Source organism: Aminobacter niigataensis (assembly GCF_014200015.1).
GTDB classification, from domain to species: Bacteria; Pseudomonadota; Alphaproteobacteria; order Rhizobiales; family Rhizobiaceae; genus Aminobacter; species Aminobacter niigataensis.
This window is the reverse complement of record NZ_JACHOT010000001.1, coordinates 1517855-1542501: the sequence shown is the minus strand read 5'-3', so window position 1 is coordinate 1542501 and position 24647 is coordinate 1517855. Positions and strand designations below refer to the sequence as shown.

The 24647-nt window shown below is 62.9% G+C and carries 26 protein-coding genes; 11 read left to right on the top strand and 15 right to left on the bottom strand.

Annotated elements, in window-relative coordinates:
* Positions 1–33: 33 nt before the first annotated feature.
* The 4 genes from GGQ99_RS07850 to GGQ99_RS07835 form a co-directional block, all read right to left on the bottom strand.
* Complete coding sequence (locus GGQ99_RS07850) at positions 34–1269, bottom strand: O-antigen ligase family protein (RefSeq protein WP_183261820.1); 1236 nt, start codon at positions 1267–1269, stop codon at positions 34–36.
* Positions 1266–2801, bottom strand: coding sequence for an undecaprenyl-phosphate glucose phosphotransferase (locus GGQ99_RS07845; protein ID WP_108608475.1), 1536 nt, complete (start codon positions 2799–2801; stop codon positions 1266–1268). The genes GGQ99_RS07850 and GGQ99_RS07845 overlap by 4 nt, the downstream gene beginning before the upstream one ends.
* Before the next feature lie 97 nt (positions 2802–2898).
* On the bottom strand, positions 2899–4032 hold the full coding sequence (locus GGQ99_RS07840; RefSeq protein WP_183261818.1) for a glycosyltransferase: 1134 nt from the start codon (positions 4030–4032) through the stop codon (positions 2899–2901).
* 18 nt (positions 4033–4050) lie between these two features.
* Positions 4051–4617 carry a polysaccharide biosynthesis/export family protein gene (locus GGQ99_RS07835; protein WP_183261816.1) on the bottom strand — a complete coding sequence of 189 codons (567 nt, stop codon included), beginning with the start codon at positions 4615–4617 and terminating at the stop codon, positions 4051–4053.
* A gap of 201 nt (positions 4618–4818) precedes the next feature.
* Here GGQ99_RS07835 and GGQ99_RS07830 point away from each other — a divergent pair, with 201 nt between their 5' ends.
* Complete coding sequence (locus GGQ99_RS07830; RefSeq protein WP_183261814.1) at positions 4819–7020, top strand: GumC family protein; 2202 nt, start codon at positions 4819–4821, stop codon at positions 7018–7020.
* Here GGQ99_RS07830 and GGQ99_RS07825 read toward each other — a convergent pair.
* Positions 7017–8219: a GNAT family N-acetyltransferase gene (locus GGQ99_RS07825; protein WP_183261813.1), complete on the bottom strand. Its 1203-nt coding sequence runs from the start codon at positions 8217–8219 to the stop codon at positions 7017–7019. The genes GGQ99_RS07830 and GGQ99_RS07825 overlap by 4 nt on opposite strands.
* A gap of 90 nt (positions 8220–8309) precedes the next feature.
* Here GGQ99_RS07825 and GGQ99_RS07820 point away from each other — a divergent pair, with 90 nt between their 5' ends.
* Complete coding sequence (locus GGQ99_RS07820) at positions 8310–9359, top strand: polysaccharide deacetylase family protein (RefSeq protein WP_183261811.1); 1050 nt, start codon at positions 8310–8312, stop codon at positions 9357–9359.
* A gap of 3 nt (positions 9360–9362) precedes the next feature.
* Here GGQ99_RS07820 and GGQ99_RS07815 read toward each other — a convergent pair whose 3' ends face one another.
* Positions 9363–9581, bottom strand: coding sequence for a DUF2842 domain-containing protein (locus tag GGQ99_RS07815; protein WP_183261809.1), 219 nt, complete (start codon positions 9579–9581; stop codon positions 9363–9365).
* 159 nt (positions 9582–9740) lie between these two features.
* Here GGQ99_RS07815 and GGQ99_RS07810 point away from each other — a divergent pair, with 159 nt between their 5' ends.
* The gene (locus tag GGQ99_RS07810; RefSeq protein WP_183261807.1) at positions 9741–10835 is read left to right on the top strand and encodes a COX15/CtaA family protein; all 1095 of its coding nucleotides are present in this window, start codon (positions 9741–9743) and stop codon (positions 10833–10835) included.
* Here the strand turns inward: GGQ99_RS07810 and GGQ99_RS07805 are convergent.
* The 3 genes from GGQ99_RS07805 to speB all read right to left on the bottom strand — a co-directional run bounded on the left by GGQ99_RS07805 (position 10825) and on the right by speB (position 13650).
* Positions 10825–11667, bottom strand: a complete 843-nt coding sequence (locus GGQ99_RS07805; protein ID WP_183261805.1) for an aminoglycoside phosphotransferase family protein — start codon at positions 11665–11667, stop codon at positions 10825–10827. The two genes, GGQ99_RS07810 and GGQ99_RS07805, sit on opposite strands and share 11 nt — an antisense overlap.
* 1 nt (position 11668) lies before the next feature.
* Positions 11669–12607 (bottom strand): N-acetyl-gamma-glutamyl-phosphate reductase, encoded by a 939-nt coding sequence (gene argC, locus GGQ99_RS07800; protein ID WP_108608468.1) that lies wholly within the window; start codon positions 12605–12607, stop codon positions 11669–11671.
* An 86-nt stretch (positions 12608–12693) separates the two neighbouring features.
* Positions 12694–13650 carry an agmatinase gene (speB, locus tag GGQ99_RS07795; protein ID WP_183261803.1) on the bottom strand — a complete coding sequence of 319 codons (957 nt, stop codon included), beginning with the start codon at positions 13648–13650 and terminating at the stop codon, positions 12694–12696.
* A gap of 207 nt (positions 13651–13857) precedes the next feature.
* Here speB and GGQ99_RS07790 point away from each other — a divergent pair, with 207 nt between their 5' ends.
* A complete protein-coding gene (locus GGQ99_RS07790; RefSeq protein WP_183261801.1) occupies positions 13858–14928 on the top strand; it encodes a glycerophosphodiester phosphodiesterase family protein in 1071 nt (356 codons plus the stop codon).
* Between the two features lie 32 nt (positions 14929–14960).
* Here GGQ99_RS07790 and GGQ99_RS07785 read toward each other — a convergent pair whose 3' ends face one another.
* From GGQ99_RS07785 to GGQ99_RS07770, 4 genes are all read right to left on the bottom strand, one after another.
* Positions 14961–15242 (bottom strand): hypothetical protein, encoded by a 282-nt coding sequence (locus GGQ99_RS07785; RefSeq protein WP_183261800.1) that lies wholly within the window; start codon positions 15240–15242, stop codon positions 14961–14963.
* Positions 15243–15366: 124 nt separating this feature from the next.
* Positions 15367–15843 (bottom strand): 30S ribosomal protein S9, encoded by a 477-nt coding sequence (gene rpsI, locus GGQ99_RS07780; protein WP_108608464.1) that lies wholly within the window; start codon positions 15841–15843, stop codon positions 15367–15369.
* Between the two features lie 2 nt (positions 15844–15845).
* Positions 15846–16310: a 50S ribosomal protein L13 gene (rplM, locus tag GGQ99_RS07775; RefSeq protein WP_108608463.1), complete on the bottom strand. Its 465-nt coding sequence runs from the start codon at positions 16308–16310 to the stop codon at positions 15846–15848.
* 214 nt (positions 16311–16524) lie between these two features.
* Positions 16525–16989 carry a PaaI family thioesterase gene (locus tag GGQ99_RS07770; protein WP_108608462.1) on the bottom strand — a complete coding sequence of 155 codons (465 nt, stop codon included), beginning with the start codon at positions 16987–16989 and terminating at the stop codon, positions 16525–16527.
* A gap of 173 nt (positions 16990–17162) precedes the next feature.
* Here GGQ99_RS07770 and GGQ99_RS07765 point away from each other — a divergent pair, with 173 nt between their 5' ends.
* The 5 genes from GGQ99_RS07765 (at position 17163) to GGQ99_RS07745 (ending at position 20837) form a co-directional block, all read left to right on the top strand.
* Positions 17163–17984, top strand: a complete 822-nt coding sequence (locus GGQ99_RS07765; protein WP_108608461.1) for an enoyl-CoA hydratase — start codon at positions 17163–17165, stop codon at positions 17982–17984.
* Between the two features lie 2 nt (positions 17985–17986).
* Positions 17987–18409 (top strand): VOC family protein, encoded by a 423-nt coding sequence (locus GGQ99_RS07760; RefSeq protein WP_108608460.1) that lies wholly within the window; start codon positions 17987–17989, stop codon positions 18407–18409.
* A gap of 73 nt (positions 18410–18482) precedes the next feature.
* Positions 18483–19004 carry a CoA-binding protein gene (locus GGQ99_RS07755; RefSeq protein ID WP_183261798.1) on the top strand — a complete coding sequence of 174 codons (522 nt, stop codon included), beginning with the start codon at positions 18483–18485 and terminating at the stop codon, positions 19002–19004.
* A gap of 144 nt (positions 19005–19148) precedes the next feature.
* Positions 19149–20432: an O-acetylhomoserine aminocarboxypropyltransferase gene (locus tag GGQ99_RS07750; protein WP_183261797.1), complete on the top strand. Its 1284-nt coding sequence runs from the start codon at positions 19149–19151 to the stop codon at positions 20430–20432.
* Positions 20433–20492: 60 nt separating this feature from the next.
* Positions 20493–20837 carry a cupin domain-containing protein gene (locus GGQ99_RS07745; RefSeq protein ID WP_210307749.1) on the top strand — a complete coding sequence of 115 codons (345 nt, stop codon included), beginning with the start codon at positions 20493–20495 and terminating at the stop codon, positions 20835–20837.
* Positions 20838–20841: 4 nt separating this feature from the next.
* On the opposite strand, the gene GGQ99_RS07740 is transcribed toward GGQ99_RS07745, so the two are convergent.
* Both GGQ99_RS07740 and GGQ99_RS07735 read right to left on the bottom strand, forming a co-directional pair.
* A complete protein-coding gene (locus GGQ99_RS07740; protein WP_183261792.1) occupies positions 20842–21498 on the bottom strand; it encodes a CatB-related O-acetyltransferase in 657 nt (218 codons plus the stop codon).
* 24 nt (positions 21499–21522) lie between these two features.
* Positions 21523–22125: a methyltransferase domain-containing protein gene (locus GGQ99_RS07735; RefSeq protein WP_183261790.1), complete on the bottom strand. Its 603-nt coding sequence runs from the start codon at positions 22123–22125 to the stop codon at positions 21523–21525.
* Between the two features lie 284 nt (positions 22126–22409).
* Here GGQ99_RS07735 and GGQ99_RS07730 point away from each other — a divergent pair, with 284 nt between their 5' ends.
* Together GGQ99_RS07730 and clpX are read left to right on the top strand one after the other, a co-directional pair.
* The gene (locus GGQ99_RS07730) at positions 22410–23042 is read left to right on the top strand and encodes an ATP-dependent Clp protease proteolytic subunit (RefSeq protein ID WP_183261788.1); all 633 of its coding nucleotides are present in this window, start codon (positions 22410–22412) and stop codon (positions 23040–23042) included.
* 301 nt (positions 23043–23343) lie between these two features.
* Positions 23344–24615, top strand: a complete 1272-nt coding sequence (gene clpX / locus GGQ99_RS07725; RefSeq protein ID WP_108608454.1) for an ATP-dependent Clp protease ATP-binding subunit ClpX — start codon at positions 23344–23346, stop codon at positions 24613–24615.
* Positions 24616–24647: the final 32 nt, after the last annotated feature.

Below are 24647 nucleotides of genomic sequence, written 5' to 3'. Positions count from 1 at the left end.
GAATGATGGGCGCAATCGCCGGCAATGACCGCGTCAGTTGGCGGCGTCGAAGGCGCGCTGGTGGCGTGCCTCGAGCGCGATCGCGCCCCAGATCAGCCCGAGCAGCAGGTAGAAATGGCGCCAGTGGTCGGTGTCGATGACGGTGCCAAGGGCGATGTGGCCGAGGAACACGACATAGGCAGACAGCAGGTAGGGCTGCCACGGCCGGTTGCGCAGGAGGATGCGGAAGCCAGCGGCTACGGTCCACACGATCAGCGTCAGGTAGCTGGCGAAGCCGAGCCAGCCATAGTCCATCAGCGCCTTCAGCCAGATGTTGTGCGTGTCCTCGCCATAGATCTGGCCGAAGACCAGCGGACCGATGCCGAGCGGCTTTTCGGTGGCCAGCAGGAAACCGATGGCGTAGCGGGCGAAGCGGCCGAGCCGCGCCCCATCATAATCCTGCACGAGCTGGGCGCGTGTCGCGAACAGTTCGCCGATGCCGGGAATCTGGAGCGCAACGAGCAGTGCGGCAGCCAGCAATGTCACGACGGCCATGCTCATGACTGCGATCCTGAGCCGGAAACGGCCGCTGTTGCTCTGCAGGAACAGGAAGCCGGTGAGCAGGATTGCCGACGCGCCAAACAGGCCCCAGGCACCGCGCGAGAAGGACAGGAAGATTCCGCCGGTGACGACCAGCAGCAGCACCGCATGCAGCGCCATCCTGGCGGGACGTTCGGTCAAGACGCGGTAGAGCAGGTAGATGCCCGGCAGGGCCAGGAACGGCCCGAAGACGTTGGGGTCCTGGAAAGCGCCGGCGGCGCGGCCGAATTTTGTGAACATCTCGGCCCCTGGCACGGCGCCGAAATATCCGAGAATGCCGAGCACGGAGGTGACCACGGCCGACGTCACCCAGGACAGGAAGATGACCCGGTAGAGTTTCGGATCGGTCTCGGTCACCGCGGCAAAGAAGATCGCGGTGAAGGCCAGGAACAGCGACACCGCGAGATAGAGCGGCGTGCCCATCAGGTTCGACATCTGGGTCATCGAAATCATGCCGCCGATGTTGAACACCACGAGTAGGACAACCAGCGGCGTGATGGCCCGCGTGATGCGCAACCCGAAGAGCGACCAGACGGCGATCAGCCCGGCCATGTAGAGCTCGTATGGGGCAGGCTCGCGGATGACGAACCCGGACAGCAACACGCCCAGCGCAATGGCGCCGGTGGAAATCAGCCCGATCAGCTTGGCATTGATCGCAGCCCGCGGCAGATCGTAGGTGATCGCGCTCAATAGGCGTTTTCCGTGTCGAGCAGGCGGATCGGCGTCAGGAACAGGATCTTCATATCGAACCAGAGAGACCAGTTCTCGATGTAGTAGAGATCGAATTCCGTGCGCTTGCGGATCTTCTCATCGGTGTCCATCTCGCCGCGCCAGCCGTTGATCTGTGCCCAGCCGGTGACGCCGGGTTTGACCTTGTGGCGGGCGAAGTAGCCATCGACCACTTCATTATAGAGCAGGTTGTGCGATTGGGCCGCGATCGCGTGCGGGCGTGGACCGACGAGCGACAGGCTTCCGAACAGCGAATTGAAGAACTGCGGCAGCTCGTCGATCGAGGCCTTTCGGATGAAGCGGCCGACACGGGTGACGCGAGGGTCGTTCTTGGTCACGCTCTTGCGCGCCGACGGGTCCGACTGGTCCGTATACATCGAGCGGAACTTGTAGACCTCGATCACCTCGTTGTTGAAGCCGTGGCGCTTCTGCTGGAACAGAATCGGGCCCTTGCTGTCGAGCTTGATGGCGATGGCGGTGGCGATCATGACAGGCGAAAAGACGATGATGCCGAGCAGGCTGAATGCGATGTCGAATGCGCGTTTGGCAACCGAATCCCAGTCGTTGATCGGCTTGTCGAAGATGTCGAGCATCGGCACGGCGCCGATGTAGGAATAGGCGCGTGGCCGGAACTGCAACTGGTTGGAATGCGCCGACAGCCGGATGTCGACCGGAAGCACCCACAGTTTCTTCAGCAGCTGCAGCACCCTGGTCTCCGCCGTCAGCGGCAGCGAGACGATCAGCATGTCGATGCGGGCGATGCGCGCGAACTCCAGCAGTTCCGAGACGGTCCCCAGCTTCGGATAGCCGGCGACGATCGGCGGCGAGCGCCTGTCGTCGCGGTCGTCGAAGATGCCGCAGATGCGGATGTCGTTGTAGGGCTGCTGCTCGATCGATCGGATAAGCACCTCGGCGGCCTTGCCGCCGCCGACGATGACGGCGCGCCGCTCCATCCGCCCGTTGCGCGCCCACTTGCGGATGACGCGCGCCATGACCAGGCGCAACCCGATCAGCAACGACAGGCCAAGGACGAACCAGCTGCCGAACAGCAGGCGGGAATATTCTGCCGAAACCTTCATGAAGAAGGCCGTAAGCGACATCAGCGCAAAGGTCGTTGCCCAACCCAGGGCGATCCGCCCGATCGAGCCGCTCGGCCGCAGCAGCGATTGCAACTGGTAGCAGTCCATGACTTCGAAGAAGAGGACCGCTGCAAAGGACCCAGCCAGGATGACGAGCGGGTATTGCCAGCTGAGATGGCTGAGGAAGCCGACATGGTAGGCATAGAGCGCCAGTCCTGACACAACAAGAAAAGCGAACTCGGCGAGGCGCAGCCAGCCGCTGACCATGACCGGGGACATGGTGTCGCGCCGGTATTGGGCCGCCACTTCCTGGGCGACGCTGCTCAGCTTGGCGGTATCGGACTTCGTGCCGTCGCCGCTAGCCGCCTTGACGGCTTCCGCGCTGAAGCGGTGCTTGGGGTCGGAGTTGGTCATTGTCGTCGATCTGTTGGTCGGCTGCCCGATTGCCAGATCGGCATAACAAAGATGAGCTAAGAAACTCTTGAGCGGGTCGGGCGACTTCTAAAGGTATTCAGCCGCGGCGCGGCAAGAGGGCCGAGAAATATGCTTTCTCGACATCGCTCGCCATCACAGCCACCCCGAAGCGGGACTTCAGATCGACAGCCCCAGGCATCAGTTTTGCGTATGTATCGGGCCTTTCCAGCACCAATCGCATCTTCTTGCTGATTTCCTCGGCACTTGGCATGACAAGGGCAGGGGAGTTCGCTCCCAGGATTTCAGGAATGCCGCCGACGGCAGTCGCAATGATCGGCTTGCCCGCGGCCAACGCCTCGAGCACGATGTAGGGCATGGCTTCGGCACGCGAGGGCACCACGACGCAGCCGGCAAGGGCGAATGCCTGCCGGGCCGGCATGGGCGGCATGAAGCGGACGTCGTCGGCGAGGCCAAGTCTTTCGACCTGCGCACGGTAGCGCGGCAGATCCTCGCCGTCGCCGACCATCACGGCAGTGACCTTGCGGTCGAGATTTTGCCGCAGTCTGCCCAGCGCATCGATGAAAAGGTCTGGGCCCTTCAGGTCGCGCATCATCCCGATATAGAGAAAGTCGGCGCCGCCGGCGGGCACTGGCTCGAATTCTTCGTCTCTCAGCCCGTTGTAGACCAGGCTGTTCGGCACGCGCGGCGCGCCGACCTTGCGGATGAAGGTGCGGCGTTCGTAGTCGGAGACGAACAAGAGGTGGTCGGTGAAGCGTTCCATCAGGCGTTCGAGGCCGAAGAACAGCTTTCCGGTGACGGTCCTCTCGTCATAGTGCAGACTGCCGCCATGCGGCGAATAGAGGCGGGCCACGCAATACCTTGAAACCCGCAACAGTGAGCCGAACGCACGTGCATAGACGCCACCCTTGGCGCCGTGCCCGTGCAGCACGTCCGGCCGCAATTCCTTGATGATCTTGTAGGTGCGCCAGCCGTCGGCAATGTCGCCGGGGCCGACGTGGCGCTGCATTGATGTGCGCTTGATGCCCAGTGCGAGCATGGGCCGGATCGCCTCGAACAGGCGCTCCTCGTGTTCGCCGCCGGTCGTCGAGTCGCAGATGATGCCGACCTGATGGCCGGCTGCCACCTGCGCCTCGGTCAGGTCGCGCACATGCCTGAAGATGCCGCCGACCGGCGACCTGAAGCAGTGGACGATCCGGAGTTTGCGGGGCACGGTCTGCTGCACGGCGACTTAGAACAGCCGTTCGCGGACGTAGATCGTATCACCGGGCAGGAGCGGGTCGCTGGTCAATACACGACCGGTCATCACCTTCCCGTTGATGTCGCGGGTGATGTCGACATTGCCCTGGTTGGCGCGGGCGCTGTAGCCGCCGGCCATGGCCACGGCCTTTTGCACGGTCAGCCCGGGAACATAGGAATATTGGCCTGCGGCTCCGACTTCGCCCATGACGAAGATCGGCCGGTAGCGGTCGACCTCGACCGAAACGTCGGGATCGCGCAGATAACCCTGGCGCAGCTTGGCTGCCAATGCCTTCTCGACTTCCTGCGCGGTGTAGCCGCGCGCCGCAACGCCGCCGACGAGCGGGAAGGAGATGTAGCCCGACTGGTCGACGCTGTAGGTGTTGGTCAGTCCTTCCTGCTCGAATACGGTGACCCGGATGCGGTCGCCTGCGCCGAGGCGGTAGGGCTGGTCGAGAACCTCATGAAAAGCAGCCGGTGCCGGTTTGTAGCTCGAGCAGCCGGTGAGGGCGAGCATGACGGCAACAAGCGCGTGGCTGACGGGAAGGGAGCTTTTCATTTCGGCAGACACACCTTCGACTGCTTGCCGCCACGCTGCGGGATATCGGTTCGCGTCCGTTATCGTCTTGTTAGGGTTAATGCCGGGTAAAGGGCTGGCCGATCTTGATTGAGCGCAGGAGAATGCCGCTCGGCGATGTTAACGCCTGAGTTACCATGTTTGTTTACCATGCAGCCTGCCTAGCCTCGGGAGTAGGAATGCATGTCTGGCGTCCAATCCACTGCCGGTGATGTCGATGTTGATCTCGGCCATCTCTTCGCCAGTCTTGCGAGAAACTGGCTGCGCTTGCTGTTGGTTGCATTGGCCGTCACCGGTCTGGCCTTTGTGCTTGCTTCGCTGGCGACGCCTCATTACCGCGCCGAGACGCGCCTTTTGATCGAAACGCGGGAATCGGTCTTCACGCGACCCGACGGCAGCGGCGAGAACGAACGACCCATGCTCGACGAGGAGGGGGTGACCAGTCAGGTCGAGGTCATCGGTTCGACCGACATCCTCAAGCAGGTTGCCAAGCAGCTCGATCTGGCAAGCCGGCCGGAATTCGACGCGGCCGAAGAAATGTCGACGATTTCGCGTTTTCTGGTCATTGCCGGGCTCAAGGCCGATCCAAATGAAATGCCGCCGGAGGAACGTGTACTCAAGGCGTTCCGCGAGCAGCTGACCATCTATCGCGTCGAGAAGTCGCGCGTCATCGTCATCCAGTTCTCGTCATCGGATCCCAAGCTCGCCGCGGAAGTGCCGAACGCCATTGCCGACGCCTATCTGGCCTTCCAGCGCACGTCCAAGCTCGAGTCGAGCACCGAGGCGACCGACTGGCTGAAGCCCGAAATCGCCGACCTGAACCAGCGCGTCAAGGATGCCGAAGCGCGCGTCGCCAGCTTCCGGTCGCAGTCCGACCTGTTGATCGGCCAGAACAATTCTGCGCTTGCCACCCAGCAGCTTTCCGAACTCTCCAGCGAATTGTCGCGCGTTCGTGCCAACCGCTCGGCCGCCGAGGCGACAGCCCAGAGCGTGCGCCAGGCATTGAAGAACGGCGGCTCGATCGACGCGGTGCCGGAGGTTCTGTCTTCGGGCCTTATCCAGCGCCTGCGCGAGCGGCAGATCCAACTGCGGACCGACATTGCCGATCTTTCGACGACCCTGCTGCCCAATCATCCACGCATCAAGGCGCTCAATTCCCAACTTGCCGACCTGGATGTCCAGATACGTGCGCAGGCGGAAAAGGTTCTTGCGGGCCTGGTCAATGAGGCGGCGAGCGCCGATCTTCGCGAAAAGCAGCTGGTTGCCGACCTCAACAGGCTGAAAGTGGAATCCGGGCGCGTGTCGGAAGAAGAAGTCGAGCTGCGGGCGCTCGAGCGCGAGGCAGCCGCCCAGCGCGCGCTTCTCGAATCCTACCTGACCCGCTACCGCGAGGCCTCCTCGCGTCAGGATCGCAACTATCTTCCGGTCGACGCACGCGTCTTTTCGCGCGCCATCGTGCCGTCCGAATCCTATTTCCCCAAGGTCATGCCGATCGTCGGTGCGGCTTTCGTCGGTTCGCTGCTGTTGATGGCGATCTTCACATTGCTGCGGGAGCTGTTCTCCGGCCGTGCGATGCGCCCGGCTGCCGGTTCCCGCGTGTCACCGGTGACACAGGTTCCCATGCCGGTGCGCCGCGCGGCAAGCCTGCCCGACGAAGCGGAGCCCCGGTCGTGGGATGATGCCGGAGAGCCGGTCGTCGCCGTAGAATACGAAGACACGCAGGCAGAAGTTCAGCCGCTTGACGACGAAGAGCCGCTCGTTGCCGCGACGCCAGCCGCGCCGATCGTCCATGCCGGCATCAGCATCGAGACGGCAGCCGAAAAGCTCATCGCTGGCGGTGCCGCGCGCGCAATCTTCATTTCGCCCGAAGGTGATGACGCGGCGGCGACCGCGGTACTTGTGGCCCGCGAAGTGGCCGACACCGGCCTGCGCGTGCTGTTGCTCGATCTGACCGCCTCAGGTGCTGCCTCTCGGCCGATGCTCGATGGTGGCCGCTATCCCGGCATCACCAACCTGCTGGCTTCGGAGGCCCAGTTTAGCGATGTCATCCGCGCCGACCACTATTCGGACTGCGATGTCATGCCGGTGGGCACCGCCGATCCGGCGCGCGCCATGCGTGCCGCCGATCGGTTGCCGATCATCATGGAATCGTTGACGACGGCCTATGATCTGGTGGTCGTCGAATGCGGCCCGGCCGATGCCGACGAGATCAGGCGCCTGGTCGGCGACGGTACCGAGGTGCTGGTCAGCTTCCTTCAGCATGACGACGAGATCGCCGATGTGGCCGATGGCCTGCGTGCTGGCGGCTATGAGGATGTCATCCTTGTGACTCCGGTTGGCCATGACTTGCCGACGACGCCACAGCCGACGCGCTCGGCGGCCTAGTCTTCCCCTGCAGGCGAAGCCTTGCCGCGCACGCCCGAACGCAGACGCTTTACCACGGCCCATAACGTGGTGTTGTTTTTGACCGCGCTCTTGAGCCGCGCGGTCGACTTCAGCCCGAGCGCATAGAGCCGGCCCTTTGCCGTCATCGGCACCAGAACGTCGGCGTGCTGGATTTCGATATCGCACCATTGCCGTTTGTACGGCTCGTCGCCGACGCTGAAATCGTAGATGTCGAAGCCCTGGTCGCAAGCCTCGGAGATGTTGTCGAAGAACAGGTATTCGCCCGGGCTGACATAGCCCAGTTCGTCGTCGGCGATGGCGCCGAATTCGCAGACCATGCGGTTGCCGGCGCGGCTCGACCCGGTGACCGCGCGGTATTTTCCGCCGACGTCCAGGCCGTGAAGGATAAAGGGCGACGGGTCTTTCTGCAGTGCATCGACAAACAGCTTGCGGAAGAATGTACGGACGCCGGCATCGGCGAAGACGTCGGTAATGCCCATAGCGCCAAAACGCTGTTCCTTCATCGCGAAGAACGCGTCCAGCATGGCGTTGACGTCCGCTTCTGTCGTCGCAACGATACGGCGGGCACCGCCCACGGCGTCGTACTTGCGTTCCTGGCTGCGATGCCGTTTGCGTTTCTTCTTGCCGCTGGTGCGCGTCAGAACAGCCTCGAAACCGCCGACCAGGTCGACCCCCAGGGCGACGTTGGGGCTAGGCGTGGAAATGAGCTTGAGCAGCGGATTGGGCAGCCCGTCGAGATCGGTGATGAGGCGGTCGAACGCGACCACGTCGATATCTGGACGTGCCCGGCGGATCGAGCCGATGAGGCTTTCAATCTCGGCAGTGCTTGCCGTTGCAAGCCAGTTCCTGTCAGCTGCAGGAAAATTGCCGTTCGCGTGCTTGCCGCTGAGAAATCGGGCAATGCGGAACGGCCCTTCGTGGCTGACCTCAAGCGCAACGGACAGCACCGGCCGTCCCTTGGCGTTCAGCGTCGCAATCACCGCATCGACATTGTTCGTTTCGATCCAGGTAGACACCCATCCCGGGCACTGTGCCGGTGCCGAGACTCCTGCCGATTTGCCATAGGCCTTGATTGCCTCGCGCGTGGCTGGAATGGCGACAGCGGTCAGGATGTCGCCAGCATTCGCGCCCTGGCGCAACAAGGCGCTGTTTTCGCGGGGGGCGGCAGCGTCAACCATACTTCAATCCTTGCCGGCTATTCATCGGCATGTGGAACGCGTTTCCCTGCGTGTTCGATGCGGCCAAGCCTACGCACCAAAGGTGAAGGAATGATCGACGCAGCCCGTAAGCTGGCTCTCATGCTGATCGGATATGCAGGGCTGGGTGCGCTGGCCAGGCCGCTCGTCGGCAGCGTCGGCGCTATTCTCATGCTGCATCGGGTCACTGCCTTCCTCGATCGACCGGACGGGCCCAACCGCCATCTCAGCATCGCGCCGCACTTCCTCGACGCGCTGATCGGCGAGATGAAGCGCATGGGATATGCTTTCGTCTCGATGGACGAAGCCGTGGCGCGCCTGCGCTTGGGCGACAAGGGCGGCCGGTTTGCAGCATTGACTGCCGACGATGCCTATCGCGACAACCTCACCGAAGCGCTCCCTGTTTTGGAAAAGCACGCAGCCCCGATGACCATCTACGTCGCCTCGGGCCTGACTGGCGGCGACGCCGATCTTTGGTGGGAGGTGCTCGACGACATCGTCGAGGCAGGCAGGCCGCTTTCTGTGGCCATGCCGGAGGGCGAGGTGAATCTCGATTGCTCGACGCCGGAAGGACGATCGAACGCGTTCCGGCGCTTGTCGGCCCACATCACCACGGACGTGCGCGAGGAAGATCAGCGCGCTGTTCTGCGCCGTTGGGCCGAAATGGCCGGCGTCGACGCTTCGGCCCTCAACCGCAAGCTGCTGATGAACTGGGACGAGATCAGGCGCTGTGCCGCGAACCCGCTGGTCACCATCGGCGCGCATACCGTGCACCACTACAACCTCAAGCGTTTGAGCAGGGAAGTCGCATTGCGCGAGATGTACCGCTCGCGCAGCATGATCGAAGTCGAGCTTGGCTATGCACCGCGCCATTTTGCCTATCCCTACGGCTATCCGGCGGCGGCGGGTTTGCGCGAGACCGAACTGGCGCGCGAGGCGGGCTATCTCTCGGCGGTGACCACGCGTCACGGCATCCTGCGGCCCGAGCATGCTGGTAACCTGCACGCCCTTCCCAGGCTTTCGGTCAACGGCAGGTATCAGGATCTCGCGGCGGTGCGGGCCATGCTGTCGGGCACGACGACGCTGCTGGCCAACGGCGGCCGGCGGGTCGTCACTGTGTGATGTTTAGCGGCCGGCGGCCTTCGACGGCTTGAGCATCCATTTGATGATCCACATCGCCGGCAGGATCCACAGCAGCCCGCTGAAGAAGAAGAAGGCGAGGTGGACGACCGGGCCCGACTGCGACAGCTGTGCCACCGCCACCATGGTCGCGATCAGCGCGTAGACGATCACCAGCAGCACCAGCAGCACGGTTCCGATCAGCTTCTTGACGCGCACGGGCATTTCTTGATCCTTTGTCCAGGTTCCGCATAGTCGCTCTGGCCAACCGGCGCAACCGGTGAGGACATGCGGCGCGACTGCGTGTCGCGTGGGCCGAACTTGCCAGCGGGGCCGCTATGGTCCACCAGTCCCGCGGTTTCGAACGAGCCGGGAACGATTGCAATGTCAGCCATGACCAACACCGCCGCACCGCTTGCCGAGCGAAACCGCGAACTGCGCAATCGCACGCTCGTGCGCGGCTGGCTCTATGTCGTGCTCCTGGTCCTGTTCGCTCTTGTCATGGTCGGCGGCGCCACGCGCATGACCGGTTCGGGGCTTTCCATCACCGAGTGGAAACCGATCCACGGCGTCATCCCGCCGCTCAATCAGGCCGAATGGCAGGAAGAGTTCGAAAAATACCAGCAGATCCCGCAATACGAGCAGATCAACAAGGGCATGACCGTTGACGAGTTCAAGGGCATCTTCTGGTGGGAATGGGCGCATCGCCTGCTCGCCCGCGGCGTCGGCTTCCTGGTGGCAATTCCGCTTGCCTTCTTCTGGCTCTCCGGCCGCCTCGAACGCCGCCTCAAGCCGCGCTTGGTCGGACTTTTGGCGCTCGGCGGCTTCCAGGGCTTCATCGGCTGGTGGATGGTCGCCTCGGGGCTTTCGGAGCGGGTTTCGGTCAGCCAGTACCGGTTGGCGATCCACCTGACCTTCGCCTGCATCATCGTCATGGCCGTCACCTACATCGCGCGCGGCCTCGCGACCTATTCGCAAACACCGGCCGATCGCCGCGTCCAGCGCTTCTCGGGCATCATGGTGCTGCTGGTCATGTTCCAGATCTATCTCGGCGCGCTGGTCGCCGGCCTGCATGCCGGCCTCTCCTATAATACCTGGCCGCTGATGGATGGCGCCATCGTTCCCGGTGATCTGCTCGTCATCGAGCCGATATGGCGCAACTTCTTCGAAAGCCCCAAGACGGTCCAGTTCGTCCACCGTATGTTTGCTTATACGGTTCTGGTGGTGGCGCTGTGGCACGCATTTTCGACCATGCGGGCAGCACCCGGGTCGACGCACGCGCGCCGGGCATGGCTGCTGGCGCTGCTGATCGTGGGACAGGGCGCGATCGGCGTCGGCACATTGCTTATGCAGGCGCATATGCACTGGGCACTGCTGCATCAGGGATTCGCGCTGGTCGTGCTGATCTTCGCCACCGCCCATTGGCGCGGCACCAAGGGCGCTTATGCCCTGGAGAACGACGTGGAAGTCAGAAGCTAGAGCGCACGTCGCGGATTGCAGCGACCACGCCGAGTTCGCTCTGTTCGTCCTCGTCGTTGTTGTCTTCCGCGTGCCAGGAAGCCGACAGGCAGCCCCAGGCGATGGCATGGTCGAGGATCGCGTCTGGGCGCTGGCCAAGCGTTCTGGCAAAGGTCTCGGCCATATGCGCGATGCGCTCCGGATCGAGACAAAGATCGCCCTGGCGGTCCAGCGGATTGTAGAAGAAATTCGCCGCGTCGAAGCCGGGGTCGCCAAGAATGCCCTTCGGATCGATCACCAGCCAGCCACGCTCGCCAAGCAGGACGTTGTCGTGATGCAGGTCGCCATGCAGCACGCGCAATTCGTGCGGGTTTGACAGTAGCCGCTCGGCAACCGCGGCCGTCTCGACATAGGGGCTCTCCACGCCGGCATGGTGGTCGATCCGGGCCTTCTTGAACAGGCTGGCGAACCGCTCTCTCAGCGGCTGCAGGTCGGCGGGGGGAGGGATGTCGGACGGCGACAACAGCCTTGCCATCACCTCGTTGGCTATGTCGGTGGCGTGGCGGTCGCCATGCGCGTTCAACTCGTCGGCCAGAAGCCGGTCGCCGGCATATTCTAGAAGCATGCTGTGCCCCTCGAAGCCAAGCAGCCGCACCGCGCCCACGCCATCGCGCCACGACAGATAATGCGCGCCGCGAAGCTCGTCGGCGACGTCATCGAACGGCTTGAGGGCTTTGATGACGGCCGGATAGCCGTCGGCCAGCCGCACTTTCCAGATGCGGCTGGAGAATGTCTCTGCGATGAGCTGCGGATCGCTGACGTTCCAGCGCGCTGGAAAGGCAGCCTGATCCACCTTAGTGCTTGAGCCCGAGCATCAGGTCCATGTTCTGCACGGCTGCACCCGAGGCGCCCTTGCCGAGATTGTCGAGCAGGGCGACCAGGTTGACCTGGCCCTGGCCTTCCGTGCCGAAGGCGTAGAGCTTCATGCGGTCGCTGTCGGCCAGTTCGGTCGGGTCGAGGCGATCAAGCTTGGCGCTGGTCGCCAGCGGCACGACTTCGACGATGTCCTGCCCGGCATAGTGCGCAGCGAGCGTCGCATGGATGTCGGCGATCGACACCGCCCCGTTGAGATCGGCGAGGTGCAGCGGCACTTGCACGATCATGCCCTGGGCAAAGCGGCCAACCGACGGCGCAAAGATCGGCCGCCGCTCGAGCAGGCCGTGCTGCTTCATCTCGGCAACGTGCTTGTGCATCAGCGGCAGCCCGTAGAGGAAATGCGGCGAGGCGATGTGATCCTCCCGGCTGGGGTCCTCCATTTGGGCGATCATCTGCTTGCCGCCGCCGGTATAGCCGGAGACGGCATTGACGCTGACCGGATAGTCGGCGGGAAGGATGCCTGCCGCGACCAGCGGGCGGATGAGCGAGATGGCGCCGGTGGGATAGCAGCCCGGGTTGGCGACCAGCCGTGCATCGGCGATGCGCTGGCGCTGGGCAGCGTCCATTTCGGCGAAACCATAGGCCCAGTCGGGGTGGACGCGGTGCGCCGTCGAGGTGTCGATGACGCGCGTCGAATTGTTGCCTTCAAGGATGCGCACAGCCTCCTTGGATGCATCGTCGGGCAGGCACAGGATGGCGACGTCGGCCTCGTGCAGCCGCTCGGCCCTGAGATCGACGTTGCGGCGCTCGGCCTCCGGAATCGACAGGACGGCAAGATCGTCGCGGGCGGCAAGTCGCGTCCGGATCTGGAGGCCCGTGGTGCCGTGCTCGCCGTCGATGAAGATTTTCGGTTTCATTGTCTGTCGTTCCGTCGAAAATTAAGCAGTGTCAGTGGGTTGTGGCCAAAATCGGACTCAAGCCGGCAAGCCGTTGAATCATCGCCTCAGCCGTTGTCTCGTGCCTTCCGTTCAGCCAGCAGGCCGAGATAGTGCATCGCGACCGTCGATCCGGCGATGGCCGTAATATCGGCATGGTCGTAGGCCGGTGCAACCTCCACGATATCGGCGCCGACAATATCGATCTGGGTCATCTGGCGCAGCACCGAAAGGATCTTGGCCGATGACGGGCCACCTGCGACAGGCGTGCCCGTTCCGGGTGCATAGGCCGGGTCGAGGCAGTCGATGTCGAAGGTGACATAGGTCTTCTTGCCGCCGGTACGCTCGGCAATCGCATAGGCGATGTCGGCGGCGCGCATTTCCTCCACTTCGTGGCCGTAGAGGATCTTGATCCCAAAATCCTCCGGCGCGTGCGTCCGTATGCCGATCTGGATCGAGCGGTCGGGGTCGATGATGCCGTCACGCACCGCGCGCCCGACGAACGAGCCGTGGTCGATGCGCTTGCCGTCGTCTGGCCAGGTGTCCTGGTGCGCATCGAACTGCACCAGCGCCATCGGACCGTGGATCGCGGCATGCGCCTTCAGCACCGGCCAGGTGACGTAATGGTCACCGCCGAGCGTCAGCAGGAAGGCGCCGGACTTGAGGATCTTGGCCGCCTCGCGTTCGATCGTCCCAGGCGTCTTCTGGTGATTGCCGCTGTCGAGCAGGCAGTCGCCATAGTCGACGACCGAGAGATCCTCGAACAGGTCGCGGTTGAACGGATATTGCGGGTCGCAGTCGAAGATCGCCGACGCGCGGCGAATCGCCTGCGGGCCGAAGCGTGCGCCGGGCCGGTTGGTGACGGCGGCATCGAACGGAATACCCCAGACGACAGCGTCGGCGCCGGCGACGTTCTTCGAATATTTGCGGCGCATGAAAGACAGTGCCCCTGCATAGGTCGGATCACTCGAACGGCCGGTGTTCGTCCGCGCGGTAAAGGCGTGATCGATCGATGAAGCGGGCATGGGCAGTCTCCTCAGTCGGTCTATCGGAATGCGAGGCGCAAGAACTACAGAAGCAGGGCGCAAGATGCCAGCCCCGTAGCGCACTGCGTATGACAGGGCCGCAGCCGGCGCTTTCTCGGGTCATTTGAATGTCATCTGCCTTACACGCCCCTGTCATCGCAGCCGGGTAGGTCGTTGCACGCATCCTCTAGCCTTGGAGCGATTCCGATGCGGACAGTCCTGGCAGGCGCAGCCTCGCTGCTTGTTACACTCGGCATTGTCACCGCGGGTCATGCCGGCTCCCGCGTCGAGCAGATCCTCGAACGCTACGAGAACGCCAATCGTTGGCGCGACCACGTCATGGTTGTGGCCCATCGCGGCGGCGGGCTGGAGGCCGGCAAGACGCGCTATCCCGAGAACTCCATGGCTTCGATCCGCGGCGTCATCTCCTCGGGCGCCGAAATGGTCGAGATCGATATACGCCGTTCGAAGGACGGCGAGTTGATCGTCATGCATGACAGCTGGCTCGACCGGACCACCAATTGCAAGGGCGAGGTCATCGCCCGCACGATGGACGAACTCAGCCAATGCCGGCTCGTCGTCGAAGGCACTGGCACTGTGACCGACGAGCCGGTGCCGACACTGCGGGAGATGCTTGCGGCGACCAAGGGCAAGATCCTGGTCAATCTCGACAACAAGCTGGAAACTGCCGACCTCGCCGATATGGTGGTGCTGGCGCGCGCCATGGGCATGGAAGAGCAGGTCGTGGTCAAGGCAAACCTCTGGAGCGCCGAACGCGTGACTTCGGTCAAGCAAACCATGAGTCAGGTCGGCAGCGGGTTCCAGTTCATGCCGATCATCGCCGACGATGCGGTGCGCGACGCCGGCTTCATCGCGGCGGCGGGGAGGGCATTCTCGGCGCGGGCGGTGGAAATGATCACCTGGCGCGGCGAAGCCGAAGAGATGACAGCGTCAGGCGGGCCGCTGTTTTCGGCCAAGGTGAAGGCCGCGGCCATCCGCGACAACTGGCACATCTGGGTCGACACCCATGCCATCGTCAACAAGCCCGGCGGTTTTCTCTCCGGCGGTCGCGGTGACGAACTGGCTGTGACAGCAGGTTTTCCCAACGAGGTGTTCGGCTTCTGGGCCGAACGCGGCGCCACCATGATCCAGACCGACGAACCAAGTGCCGCGATCGAGTGGCTGTCGGCCAACGGCTATCGCGTGCCTTATGCCGATACTGATGAATCGGTGGCAGCTGCAATGGGCGAGGAGCAAGTATCTGCGCCGACCAACTGATAGGAGCGATGGGTGACGACGGGCACCGCCAGCTAGTACTCGCTGGACTTCCGGAGAGCCTTGCGCCGGTCCTTGAGCGAATATTTCGAGCCGCCCTCCTTTAGCATCTTTCGGCCCAGCTTCTTGCAGTGGTTGTCGGCCTTCTTGGCGGCCTTCCTTGCATCGGCGCCCTTCTCCAGCGCCTTTTCATTGGCCCGCATCCAGCAGGTGTCGAACTGCGACGACCATTTCAGGAACTTGTTGGTGGCGGCGTCCACCATTGTGACGGGGGCGGCGAAGGTCACTGCGATTGCCAATGCGAGCATGCGGACCATTGAGATCTCTCCAGCCGGACTGTCGGCATCTACGCAGGGATCATACGTCAGCAATGGCCCAACGGCATGCAAAAAGAAAAGGCCGCCCGAAGGCGGCCTTTCCGAAACTGCAGGTTCGAGACGCTTAGCGCTTCGAGAACTGGAAGCTACGACGGGCCTTGGCCTTACCGTACTTCTTACGCTCGACGATACGGCTGTCGCGGGTCAGGAAGCCGCCCTTCTTGAGCACGCCGCGCAGCGTCGGCTCGTAGTAGGTCAGCGCCTTGGAGATGCCGTGACGAACGGCACCGGCCTGGCCCGACAGACCGCCACCGACGACGGTGGCGATGATGTCGTACTGACCGACGCGGTTTGCCGCGACGATCGGCTGGTTCAGGATCATCTGCAGCACGGGGCGGGCGAAGTAGGCCGCGAATTCCTTGCCGTTGACGACGATCTTGCCGGAGCCGGGCTTCACCCAGACGCGGGCGATGGCGTCCTTGCGCTTGCCGGTGGCATAGGCGCGGCCGCTCTTGTCGAGCTTCTGGACGTGGACCGGAGCTGCCGGCTGTGCGGCGACAGCGACGGTGCCGAGTTCTGCGAGCGAGCTGAGATCAGCCATGATTACGACGCCTTCTTGTTCTTGGCGTTCAGCGCGCCGACGTCGAGCGTCACGGGCTGCTGAGCGACATGCGGATGATCGGCGCCTGCATAGACGCGAAGGTTCTTCATCTGGCGACGGCCGAGCGGACCACGCGGGATCATGCGCTCAACTGCCTTCTCGAGAACGCGCTCGGGGAAACGGCCTTCGAGCAGCTGGCGCGCGGTGCGCTCCTTGATGCCGCCGGGGTGGCCGGTGTGCCAGTAATACACCTTGTCGGTGAACTTCTTGCCGGTGAACACGACCTTGTCGGCGTTGATGATGATGACATTGTCACCGTCGTCGACGTGGGGCGTGAAGGTGGGCTTGTTTTTGCCGCGGAGGATGTTGGCGACGATAGTGGCGAGACGGCCGACGACGAGACCCTCGGCGTCGATCAGCACCCACTTCTTCACCACGTCCGCAGGCTTCTGCGAAAAGGTTGCCATGGTTACATGCTTTCGTTTGGGACCTTCCGGAGAAGGCGTTTCTTGTTGCTTTCATTGGCGAGAGACGCTGCCCGACGCCAATAACAAAACGGCGACCCGATGCGGGCCGCTGCTTTGGTTGGGCTTATAGGCGAGGGCGGCTAGCCCGTCAAGCGCTTCGGACCGGGTGTTGTCCTGTAAAATGAAGCAAAAACAATAAGATAAGGTAGAGGTATTATTTTACCTCACCATTTTGCCGCTTCGGCGGGATCGAATAGGTGCCGGTTGCGTGCGCCACGGTGTGCTGTTCCGGGCCGGCGACGATGTCGATATCGAACACCATCAGGCTCTTGCCCAGCTTCAGGATGCGGCAGTGGCCGTCGATCGGGCCGGCTTCAGCCTTGCGCATGAAATTGATGTTGAGATTGGTCGTTACCGACAGCGCGTCCGGCCCGGCATGGCTGAGCACGCAGACATAGCCACCGATGTCGGCGAGCGTGAACAGCGACGGCCCCGACACTGTTCCACCGGGTCGGAGGTGGCGCTCATCGGCGTTGAGCCGCACGGTGCAACCGCCTGGGTAGACCTCCGTGACCTGGTAGAAATCGTGGTGTTCGTTCAGCTGCGGGTAGACCTGTCTCAACAGGCCGTTGACCTCGCTTGCCGTCATGATCGGCGCCAATCCGTGCTGCTCGGGCATTAACTCTCCCCATTGGGTTTCCGGAGCCGTGCCCCGCATCATCCGCCACTTGCGAACCTTTGCGTTCCAAACCGAGACATAGTTGGGAACTAAAACTTGAGTGCAAGCGTATATGGCTCAAATTTGATGCTGGCGATTCTCCTTTCGCCGCATTGAATCAGTCAGGGGACACTATGGCAGAAATCGTCGCCATCAAGCGCAGCACACCGGAAGGTCCGGTTTGGTCCAGTCTCGAGAAAGGCGTGCTGCGCATTGTGCTCGCCAATCCGCCGGCCAACGCCCTGTCGATCGAGACGATGGCCGCGTTGCAGGCGCAACTGGACGGCGCGAGGGACGACAAGGCCGTGCGCGTCATTCTGCTTGCAGCGCAGGGCAAGGTCTTCTGCGCTGGTCACGACCTCAAGGAGATGACGGCGCACAGGAGCGATGCCGACCGCGGCCGTGCCTTCTTCGAGCTCACCATGTCGCGCTGTTCGGCACTGATGCAGTCGATCGTGCGCCACCCCAAGCCTGTCATCGCCGAAGTCGATGGCCTGGCGACCGCGGCCGGCCTGCAACTGGTCGCCAGCTGCGACCTCGCTATCGCCACCGATCAGGCTGCCTTCTGCACGCCGGGCATCAATATCGGCCTGTTCTGCTCCACCCCGATGGTGGCGCTGTCGCGCAACGTCTCGCGCAAGCAGGCGATGGAGATGCTGCTGACCGGCGAGACGATCGACGCCACGACCGCGCGCGACTTCGGCCTGGTCAACCGCGTCGTGCCCCGCGAATACCTGAATCATATTGTCGGCAAGTACGCCCAAACCATTGTTTCGAAATCGTCTTCGACACTGAAGATCGGCAAGGAGGCGTTCTACGCCCAGGCCGAGATGGGGCTGGTCGAAGCCTATGATCATGCCGCACGGGTGATGGTCGAGAACATGCTGGCAAGCGACGCCGAGGAGGGCATCGGTGCGTTCCTCGACAAGCGCCAGCCGGAGTGGAAGGGAGAATAGGCGTGGAACCGCGGATTTCTCTCGTGACCCTGGGGGTCGACGATCTCGACCGTGCCGTGCGCTTCTATGAGGCGATGGGGCTCAAGCGCAATCAATCGATCACCGAAGGCGTCGCCTTCTTCCAGATGGGTGGCCTGGTGCTGGGCCTTTGGGGGCGCGAGCACCTTTCGTCCGATGCGGGCATTGCCGGCGGCAAGGGCGGCTTTTCCGGCGTCTCGCTGGCCTACAACACGCGCACCGAAGCCGAAGTGGATGAAATTCTCGCGGCTGCCGAGCGGGCCGGCGGTCACATCGTCAAACAGGCTCAACGCGCCTTCTGGGGCGGCTGGTACGGCTATTTTGCCGACACCGAAGGCCACCTCTGGGAAGTCGCCCACAATCCCGACTTCCCCATCGCCGAGGATGGCAGCATCTCGCTGCCATGAGGCTCCACATCGCCGACCGGGTTTGCGGCGACTGCCGAAAGGCGGTATCCGGAACCGTCGAACGAGGACGGCCATGAACCACGACACCTACGATGATGCCTATATCGCCGGCATCCTGAATTCGGTCAGGACCATCGCCGTCGTCGGTGCTTCGGCCAACGACGTACGACCGAGCTTTTTCGTCACCAAATATCTTATCGCCAAGGGCTACGAGGTCTACCCGGTCAATCCGGGCCATGCCGGCAAGGAAATCCTCGGTCGGATGACCTATGCCAGCCTTGCCGACATCCCCGTTGCGGTCGATATGGTCGACGTCTTCCGGGCGTCGAGCGCCGTGCCTGCCATCGTCGACGAAGTGCTCAAGCTCGATCCGCTGCCCAAGGTTGTCTGGATGCAATTGACCGTGCGCCACGACGAAGCCGCCGCGCGCGCCGAAGCTGCCGGCATCAAGATCGTCATGAACCGCTGCCCCAAGATCGAATACGCCAGGCTGGCAGGCGAGATTGGCTGGACCGGCGTTAATTCCGGCGTGATTTCGTCCAAGCGGCCGGTGATGCGGCAAGGCTTCCAGAGTTTCGGCATCCGCGCAAAGTAGATGGCCGAAGCCGTTGCTTTGCAGCGCCGATTGGAAATTTCGTCCGCGACAGCCGGCTAGTCGGAAATTTTCGTCTTTGCATTCCGTGGCCGGCTCCGCCAAAGATGTCAGCCGATTTGACGGACCTATTCTTTGGAGAGAACCATGTCCCAGCGTACCCCGGGCTTCAACACGCTTGCCGTCCACGCCGGCGCGAAACCCGATCCGGCCACTGGCGCGCGCGCCACGCCGATCTACCAGACCACGTCCTATGTCTTCGATGATGCCGACCACGCCGCTTCGCTGTTCGGCCTGAAGGCTTTCGGCAACATCTACACCCGCATCATGAATCCGACCCAGGCCGTGCTCGAAGAGCGTATCGCGGCTCTCGAGGGCGGCACGGCCGCACTCGCCACCGCCTCGGGCCATGCGGCGCAGATGCTGGTGTTCCACAACCTGATGCGCCCGGGCGACAATTTCGTCGCTGCCAACAAGCTTTACGGCGGCTCGATCAACCAGTTCGGCCATGCCTTCAAGAATTTCGGCTGGGAAGTCCGTTGGGCCGACACCAATGATCTGTCCGGCTTCGAGAAGCAGATCGACGCCAAGACCAAGGCGATCTTCATCGAGAGCCTTGCCAATCCCGGCGGCACCTTCGTCGACATTGAGAAGGTGGCGGATATTGCCCGCAAGCACGGCTTGCCGCTGATCGTCGACAACACGCTGGCAAGCCCGTACCTGATCCGCCCGATCGAGCATGGCGCCGACATCGTCGTGCATTCGCTGACCAAGTTCATCGGCGGCCACGGCAATTCGATCGGTGGCGTCATCGTCGACGGCGGGACCTTCGACTGGTCGAAGTCGGGCAAGTATCCGATGCTGTCGGAGCCGCGCCCCGAATATGGCGGCGTCGTGCTGCACGAGACCTTCGGCAATTTCGCCTTCGCCATCGCCGCGCGCGTGCTTGGCCTGCGAGACCTCGGCCCGGCGATTTCGCCGTTCAACGCGTTCCTGATCCTCACCGGCCTCGAGACCCTGCCGCTGCGCATGCAGCGCCATTGCGACAACGCGCTGACGGTCGCCGGCTGGCTCTCCGACCACCCCAAGGTCGAGTGGGTGGCCTATCCCGGCCTCAAGAGCGACAAGAACCACGCGCTGATGAAGAAGTACTCGCCGCAGGGCGCGGGTGCCGTCTTCACTTTCGGCCTCAAGGGCGGCTACGAGGCCGGCGTCAAGTTCGTCGAGGGCCTCGAGCTGTTCTCGCACCTTGCCAACATCGGCGACACCAAGTCGCTGGTCATCCACCCGGCGTCCACCACCCACCGTCAGCTCTCCGATGAGCAGAAGGTGGCAGCGGGCGCCGGCCCTGACGTCGTCCGCCTGTCGGTTGGCATCGAGGATGTCAGCGACATCATCGCCGACCTCGAACAGGCGCTGGCCAAGGCCTGATCGACCGTGCAAAAATGGCCCCGGCCTCAGGCCGGGGCCATTTTGCATTCGGGGGTGGACTTGCCGAGATTTCTGAAAATCGGGACCGATGGCATCGAGCCGGAAGCCGGTGCTCCGGCGGAGGGCCGGCTGATCGCTGGCGACCCGAAATTCCGTACCTGGAACGCCGAGGAGGCCGAAGGCGGCCTTTACGCCGGTATCTGGGAATCGACCCCCGGAAAATGGCGCATCGAATATGACGAATGGGAGTTCTGCCACATCCTTTCGGGTGTTTCGGTGATCGCGGAGGAGGGCGGCGAGGCCCGCACCGTCCGCGCCGGCGACAGTTTCGTGCTCAGGCCCGGCTTTAGGGGAAGCTGGGAAGTGCTTGAAACGACTCGCAAGGAATATGTGATCCGGGTCTGAGCGGTCAGGGCCGCCCTTCGTCAAACTTTGACGAAGCACTTGCGAGTGCGTCGATCTCGCTCGCGCAAAGCAGCGGTTTCAACGCCTCGAATTTCTCCGCCGGCCATGCGTAGACCTTCAGTGCCAGCAGCCTGTCGACAACGGCCTGCGGAAAACGGGTCTTGATAGGCACAGCCGGATTGCCCGCGACGATCGTGTAGGACGCCACGTCCTTGGTGACGATGGCGCCTGACGCGACGATCGCGCCTTCGCCAATGGTGATGCCGGGCATGATCATGGCACGCATGCCGATCCACGCGCCGTCGCCGATGGTGGTGTTACCCTTTCCGGCATAGGCGTCGACAATGAATTCGGCGAAGGGATAGAGGCTGAACCAGTCCGTCCGGTGCGTATGGTTGCCGCCGAGCAGGATCACCGCCTCTGCGCCGATGCAGACATAGTCGCCGATATCGAGCTGGTCGATCGGCCAAGCAGGCTCCCACGCCTTGAGGCTGTAGTCGTCGCCATAGAGGTAGCGCACCACGCTTTCTTCGAACGATCCAGTCCAGGCATTGCTGTAATAGCTATGCGTGCCGCGAACGCGGATGTTCGGATTCTTTACGGTCTCGTGCAGGTACTCGACCTTGGACCAGTGTTTGTTGGTTTGGGTGGGATCATTCATCGCGTGCATTCCATTTGGTTCGAATTAGCCGGCCTTCGTGGCCGTGACATGAAGCCAGTCCGTCGGCAGGCCGTCATAGCCGCCTCCGGTTTCTTGGCCGATTTCCAGGGCGCTCCAGTGGTCGACGCCATAGGCCTGTTCCAGCCATTCGGCAGACGGATAGTTGTAGTACCTGCCGAAGCGATCCCGTCCTTCGGCTTCGCCGGCCTTGAAACTGGCGTAGAATACGCCGCCCGGCTTGAGCGCGGCATGCACTTGACCAACAATCGATGGCAATTGCGCGCGCGGCACATGCAACAGGCAGGCGTCGGCCCAAATACCATCGTAGCTTTCAGTGCCGTCGATGTCTTCGAAGAGCAGCACTCTGACCGGCCGTCCGAGGCGTTTCGCGGCAGCAGCGGCGATCTCGGGGGTGCCGTCGGTCGGTACAACGTCGAAACCGCCCCCCAGCATCGCTTCGCTGTCCTGGCCAGCGCCGCAGCCGAGTTCGAGCACACGGCCGCCCCTCGGCAGGCGCGCCATGAAGGTGCGCAGGTGGTGCACGCTCGCCGGTTGGCCCCGCGTCGTATAAGCTTCCGCCTCGTTCGCGTAGAACTTGATCGTCTCGTGGTCCTTGGCTTCCGTCACGGGCGTTGCTCTCCAAGACGCGTGCAGCGCCTTGATGTCGCCGGCGCAGGGCAGGGGCACCGAGTGCCATAAATCGGTTGGTGGCTTCAATATCGCCGTGGCTGCGGCAAGTTCCAGTGCCGAGCATTGAGCCAGCTGTCGCAGCGAAAGTTAGCGATAGCTGAAATCAAGCCCCTTCACCGGCCTTGCGCAATGATGACACGGCATCCTATTTACAGGGCAAAGCCTCTGAACCGATTCTGCCCGTCCGGCGCTGGAATCCCATCTCGATAAAGGGATAGTCGATGAAGAACCCCGTCGAAACATACATGAACCTCGTTCCGATGGTGGTCGAGCAGACCAACCGGGGCGAGCGCGCCTACGATATCTTCTCGCGGCTCCTCAAGGAGCGCATCATCTTCATCACCGGCCCGGTCGAAGACGGCATGGCGACGCTGGTCTGCGCCCAGTTGCTGTTCCTCGAAGCCGAGAACCCGAAGAAAGAGATCAGTCTCTACATCAACTCGCCAGGCGGTGTGGTGACCTCGGGCATGGCGATCTACGACACTATGCAGTTCATCAGGCCCGCGGTTTCGACGCTGTGCATCGGCCAGGCCGCCTCGATGGGTTCGCTGCTGCTCTGCGCCGGCCACAAGGACATGCGTTTTGCCACACCGAACGCGCGCATCATGGTGCACCAGCCCTCGGGTGGCTTCCAGGGCCAGGCCTCGGATATCGAGCGCCACGCCCAGGACATCATCAAGCTTAAGCGCCGTCTCAACGAGGTCTATGTCAAGCACACCGGCAAGGACTACGAGACCATTGAAAAGACGCTCGACCGCGACCATTTCATGACTGCGGACGAGGCACGCGACTTCGGTCTGATCGACAAGGTCATCGACAGCCGTGAAGCCGTTGAGGGTGCCACCGCTTCGTGATTGGACGCTGCGACCTGCCTACGAGGTCACATCTCGCATTTTTGAGATGCCCTGCGGCATTTCGGACACATTTTGCTGTTCCCTCGGCGAAAGCGGCGGCCTACGTTAAGGCTGCGTTGAGCTTCGACGGCTTAGCGTTGTTCAAGGGTGCCGCGACTCGTTGCAGCGACTTCTGGAATGTGAGTTGTACGGAGCTCGTTGCGGCGGCCAGGGACTGGCGGTGGCGGTGTCCGGCGTTAGATTGCATATGCGCCCATCAGCCAGACCAACGGCCGGGCGGCAGTGAAAGGACTTGGACAAGATGAGCAAGGTCAGCAACGGCGGCGACTCCAAGAACACGCTCTATTGCTCGTTCTGCGGCAAGAGCCAGCATGAGGTACGCAAACTCATCGCCGGCCCGACCGTCTTCATCTGCGACGAGTGCGTCGAACTGTGCATGGACATCATCCGCGAGGAGAACAAGACCTCGATGGTGAAGTCGCGCGAGGGCGTGCCGACACCGCAGGAAATCCTCAAGGTTCTGGACGACTACGTCATCGGTCAGCCCTACGCCAAGCGCGTGCTGTCGGTGGCCGTCCACAACCACTACAAGCGCCTGGCGCATGCCGGCAAGAACAACGACGTCGAGTTGGCGAAGTCGAACATCCTGCTGATCGGCCCGACCGGCTGCGGCAAGACCCTGCTCGCCCAGACGCTGGCCCGCATCATCGACGTGCCGTTCACCATGGCCGATGCGACGACGCTGACCGAGGCCGGTTATGTCGGCGAGGACGTCGAGAACATCATCCTCAAGCTGCTGCAGTCGGCCGACTACAATGTTGAGCGCGCCCAGCGCGGCATCGTCTACATCGACGAAATCGACAAGATCTCGCGCAAGTCCGACAACCCGTCGATCACCCGCGACGTCTCGGGCGAAGGCGTGCAGCAGGCACTGCTCAAGATCATGGAAGGCACTGTCGCTTCCGTGCCGCCGCAAGGTGGCCGCAAGCACCCGCAGCAGGAGTTCCTGCAGGTCGACACCGCCAACATCCTGTTCATCTGCGGCGGCGCTTTTGCCGGCCTCGACAGGATCATTTCGGATCGTGGCCGCAAGACCTCGATCGGCTTCAGCGCCACGGTTGCCTCGCCCGAAGATCGCCGTACCGGCGACCTGTTCCGCCAGGTCGAGCCTGAGGATCTGCTGAAGTTCGGCCTGATCCCCGAGTTCGTCGGCCGTCTGCCGGTTCTGGCGACGCTTGAGGATCTCGACGAGCCGGCGCTGATCCAGATCCTGACCGAGCCGAAGAACGCGTTGGTCAAGCAGTACCAGCGCCTGTTCGAGATGGAAAACGTCGACCTGACCTTCCACGAGAACGCGCTGTCGGCGATCGCCAAGCGCGCCATCGAGCGCAAGACCGGCGCACGCGGACTGCGTTCGATCATGGAAGCGATCCTGCTCGACACGATGTTCGAACTTCCGGCCCTCGAAGGCGTCCAGGAAGTGGTGATTTCGGATGAGGTGGTGACCGGCAGCGCCCGGCCGCTCTACATCTATTCCGAGCAGAAGGAAAAGAAGGGCAACGTCAGCGCCTGAGGCTTGGCCGTTTCCCTATCAACCGCTCCAGC

Coding starts and splice junctions, on each gene's coding strand:
- GGQ99_RS07755 (WP_183261798.1), top strand. CDS start 18,483: ATGAACCACGACACCTACGATGATGCCTATATCGCCGGCATCCTGAAT.
- speB (WP_183261803.1), bottom strand. CDS start 13,650: ATGCCCGCTTCATCGATCGATCACGCCTTTACCGCGCGGACGAACACC.
- GGQ99_RS07830 (WP_183261814.1), top strand. CDS start 4,819: ATGTCTGGCGTCCAATCCACTGCCGGTGATGTCGATGTTGATCTCGGC.
- GGQ99_RS07770 (WP_108608462.1), bottom strand. CDS start 16,989: ATGCCCGAGCAGCACGGATTGGCGCCGATCATGACGGCAAGCGAGGTC.
- GGQ99_RS07730 (WP_183261788.1), top strand. CDS start 22,410: ATGAAGAACCCCGTCGAAACATACATGAACCTCGTTCCGATGGTGGTC.
- rpsI (WP_108608464.1), bottom strand. CDS start 15,843: ATGGCTGATCTCAGCTCGCTCGCAGAACTCGGCACCGTCGCTGTCGCC.
- GGQ99_RS07790 (WP_183261801.1), top strand. CDS start 13,858: ATGCGGACAGTCCTGGCAGGCGCAGCCTCGCTGCTTGTTACACTCGGC.
- argC (WP_108608468.1), bottom strand. CDS start 12,607: ATGAAACCGAAAATCTTCATCGACGGCGAGCACGGCACCACGGGCCTC.
- GGQ99_RS07750 (WP_183261797.1), top strand. CDS start 19,149: ATGTCCCAGCGTACCCCGGGCTTCAACACGCTTGCCGTCCACGCCGGC.
- GGQ99_RS07825 (WP_183261813.1), bottom strand. CDS start 8,219: ATGGTTGACGCTGCCGCCCCCCGCGAAAACAGCGCCTTGTTGCGCCAG.
- GGQ99_RS07810 (WP_183261807.1), top strand. CDS start 9,741: ATGTCAGCCATGACCAACACCGCCGCACCGCTTGCCGAGCGAAACCGC.
- rplM (WP_108608463.1), bottom strand. CDS start 16,310: ATGGCAACCTTTTCGCAGAAGCCTGCGGACGTGGTGAAGAAGTGGGTG.
- GGQ99_RS07845 (WP_108608475.1), bottom strand. CDS start 2,801: ATGACCAACTCCGACCCCAAGCACCGCTTCAGCGCGGAAGCCGTCAAG.
- GGQ99_RS07740 (WP_183261792.1), bottom strand. CDS start 21,498: ATGAATGATCCCACCCAAACCAACAAACACTGGTCCAAGGTCGAGTAC.
- GGQ99_RS07765 (WP_108608461.1), top strand. CDS start 17,163: ATGGCAGAAATCGTCGCCATCAAGCGCAGCACACCGGAAGGTCCGGTT.
- GGQ99_RS07820 (WP_183261811.1), top strand. CDS start 8,310: ATGATCGACGCAGCCCGTAAGCTGGCTCTCATGCTGATCGGATATGCA.
- GGQ99_RS07835 (WP_183261816.1), bottom strand. CDS start 4,617: ATGAAAAGCTCCCTTCCCGTCAGCCACGCGCTTGTTGCCGTCATGCTC.
- GGQ99_RS07815 (WP_183261809.1), bottom strand. CDS start 9,581: ATGCCCGTGCGCGTCAAGAAGCTGATCGGAACCGTGCTGCTGGTGCTG.
- clpX (WP_108608454.1), top strand. CDS start 23,344: ATGAGCAAGGTCAGCAACGGCGGCGACTCCAAGAACACGCTCTATTGC.
- GGQ99_RS07785 (WP_183261800.1), bottom strand. CDS start 15,242: ATGGTCCGCATGCTCGCATTGGCAATCGCAGTGACCTTCGCCGCCCCC.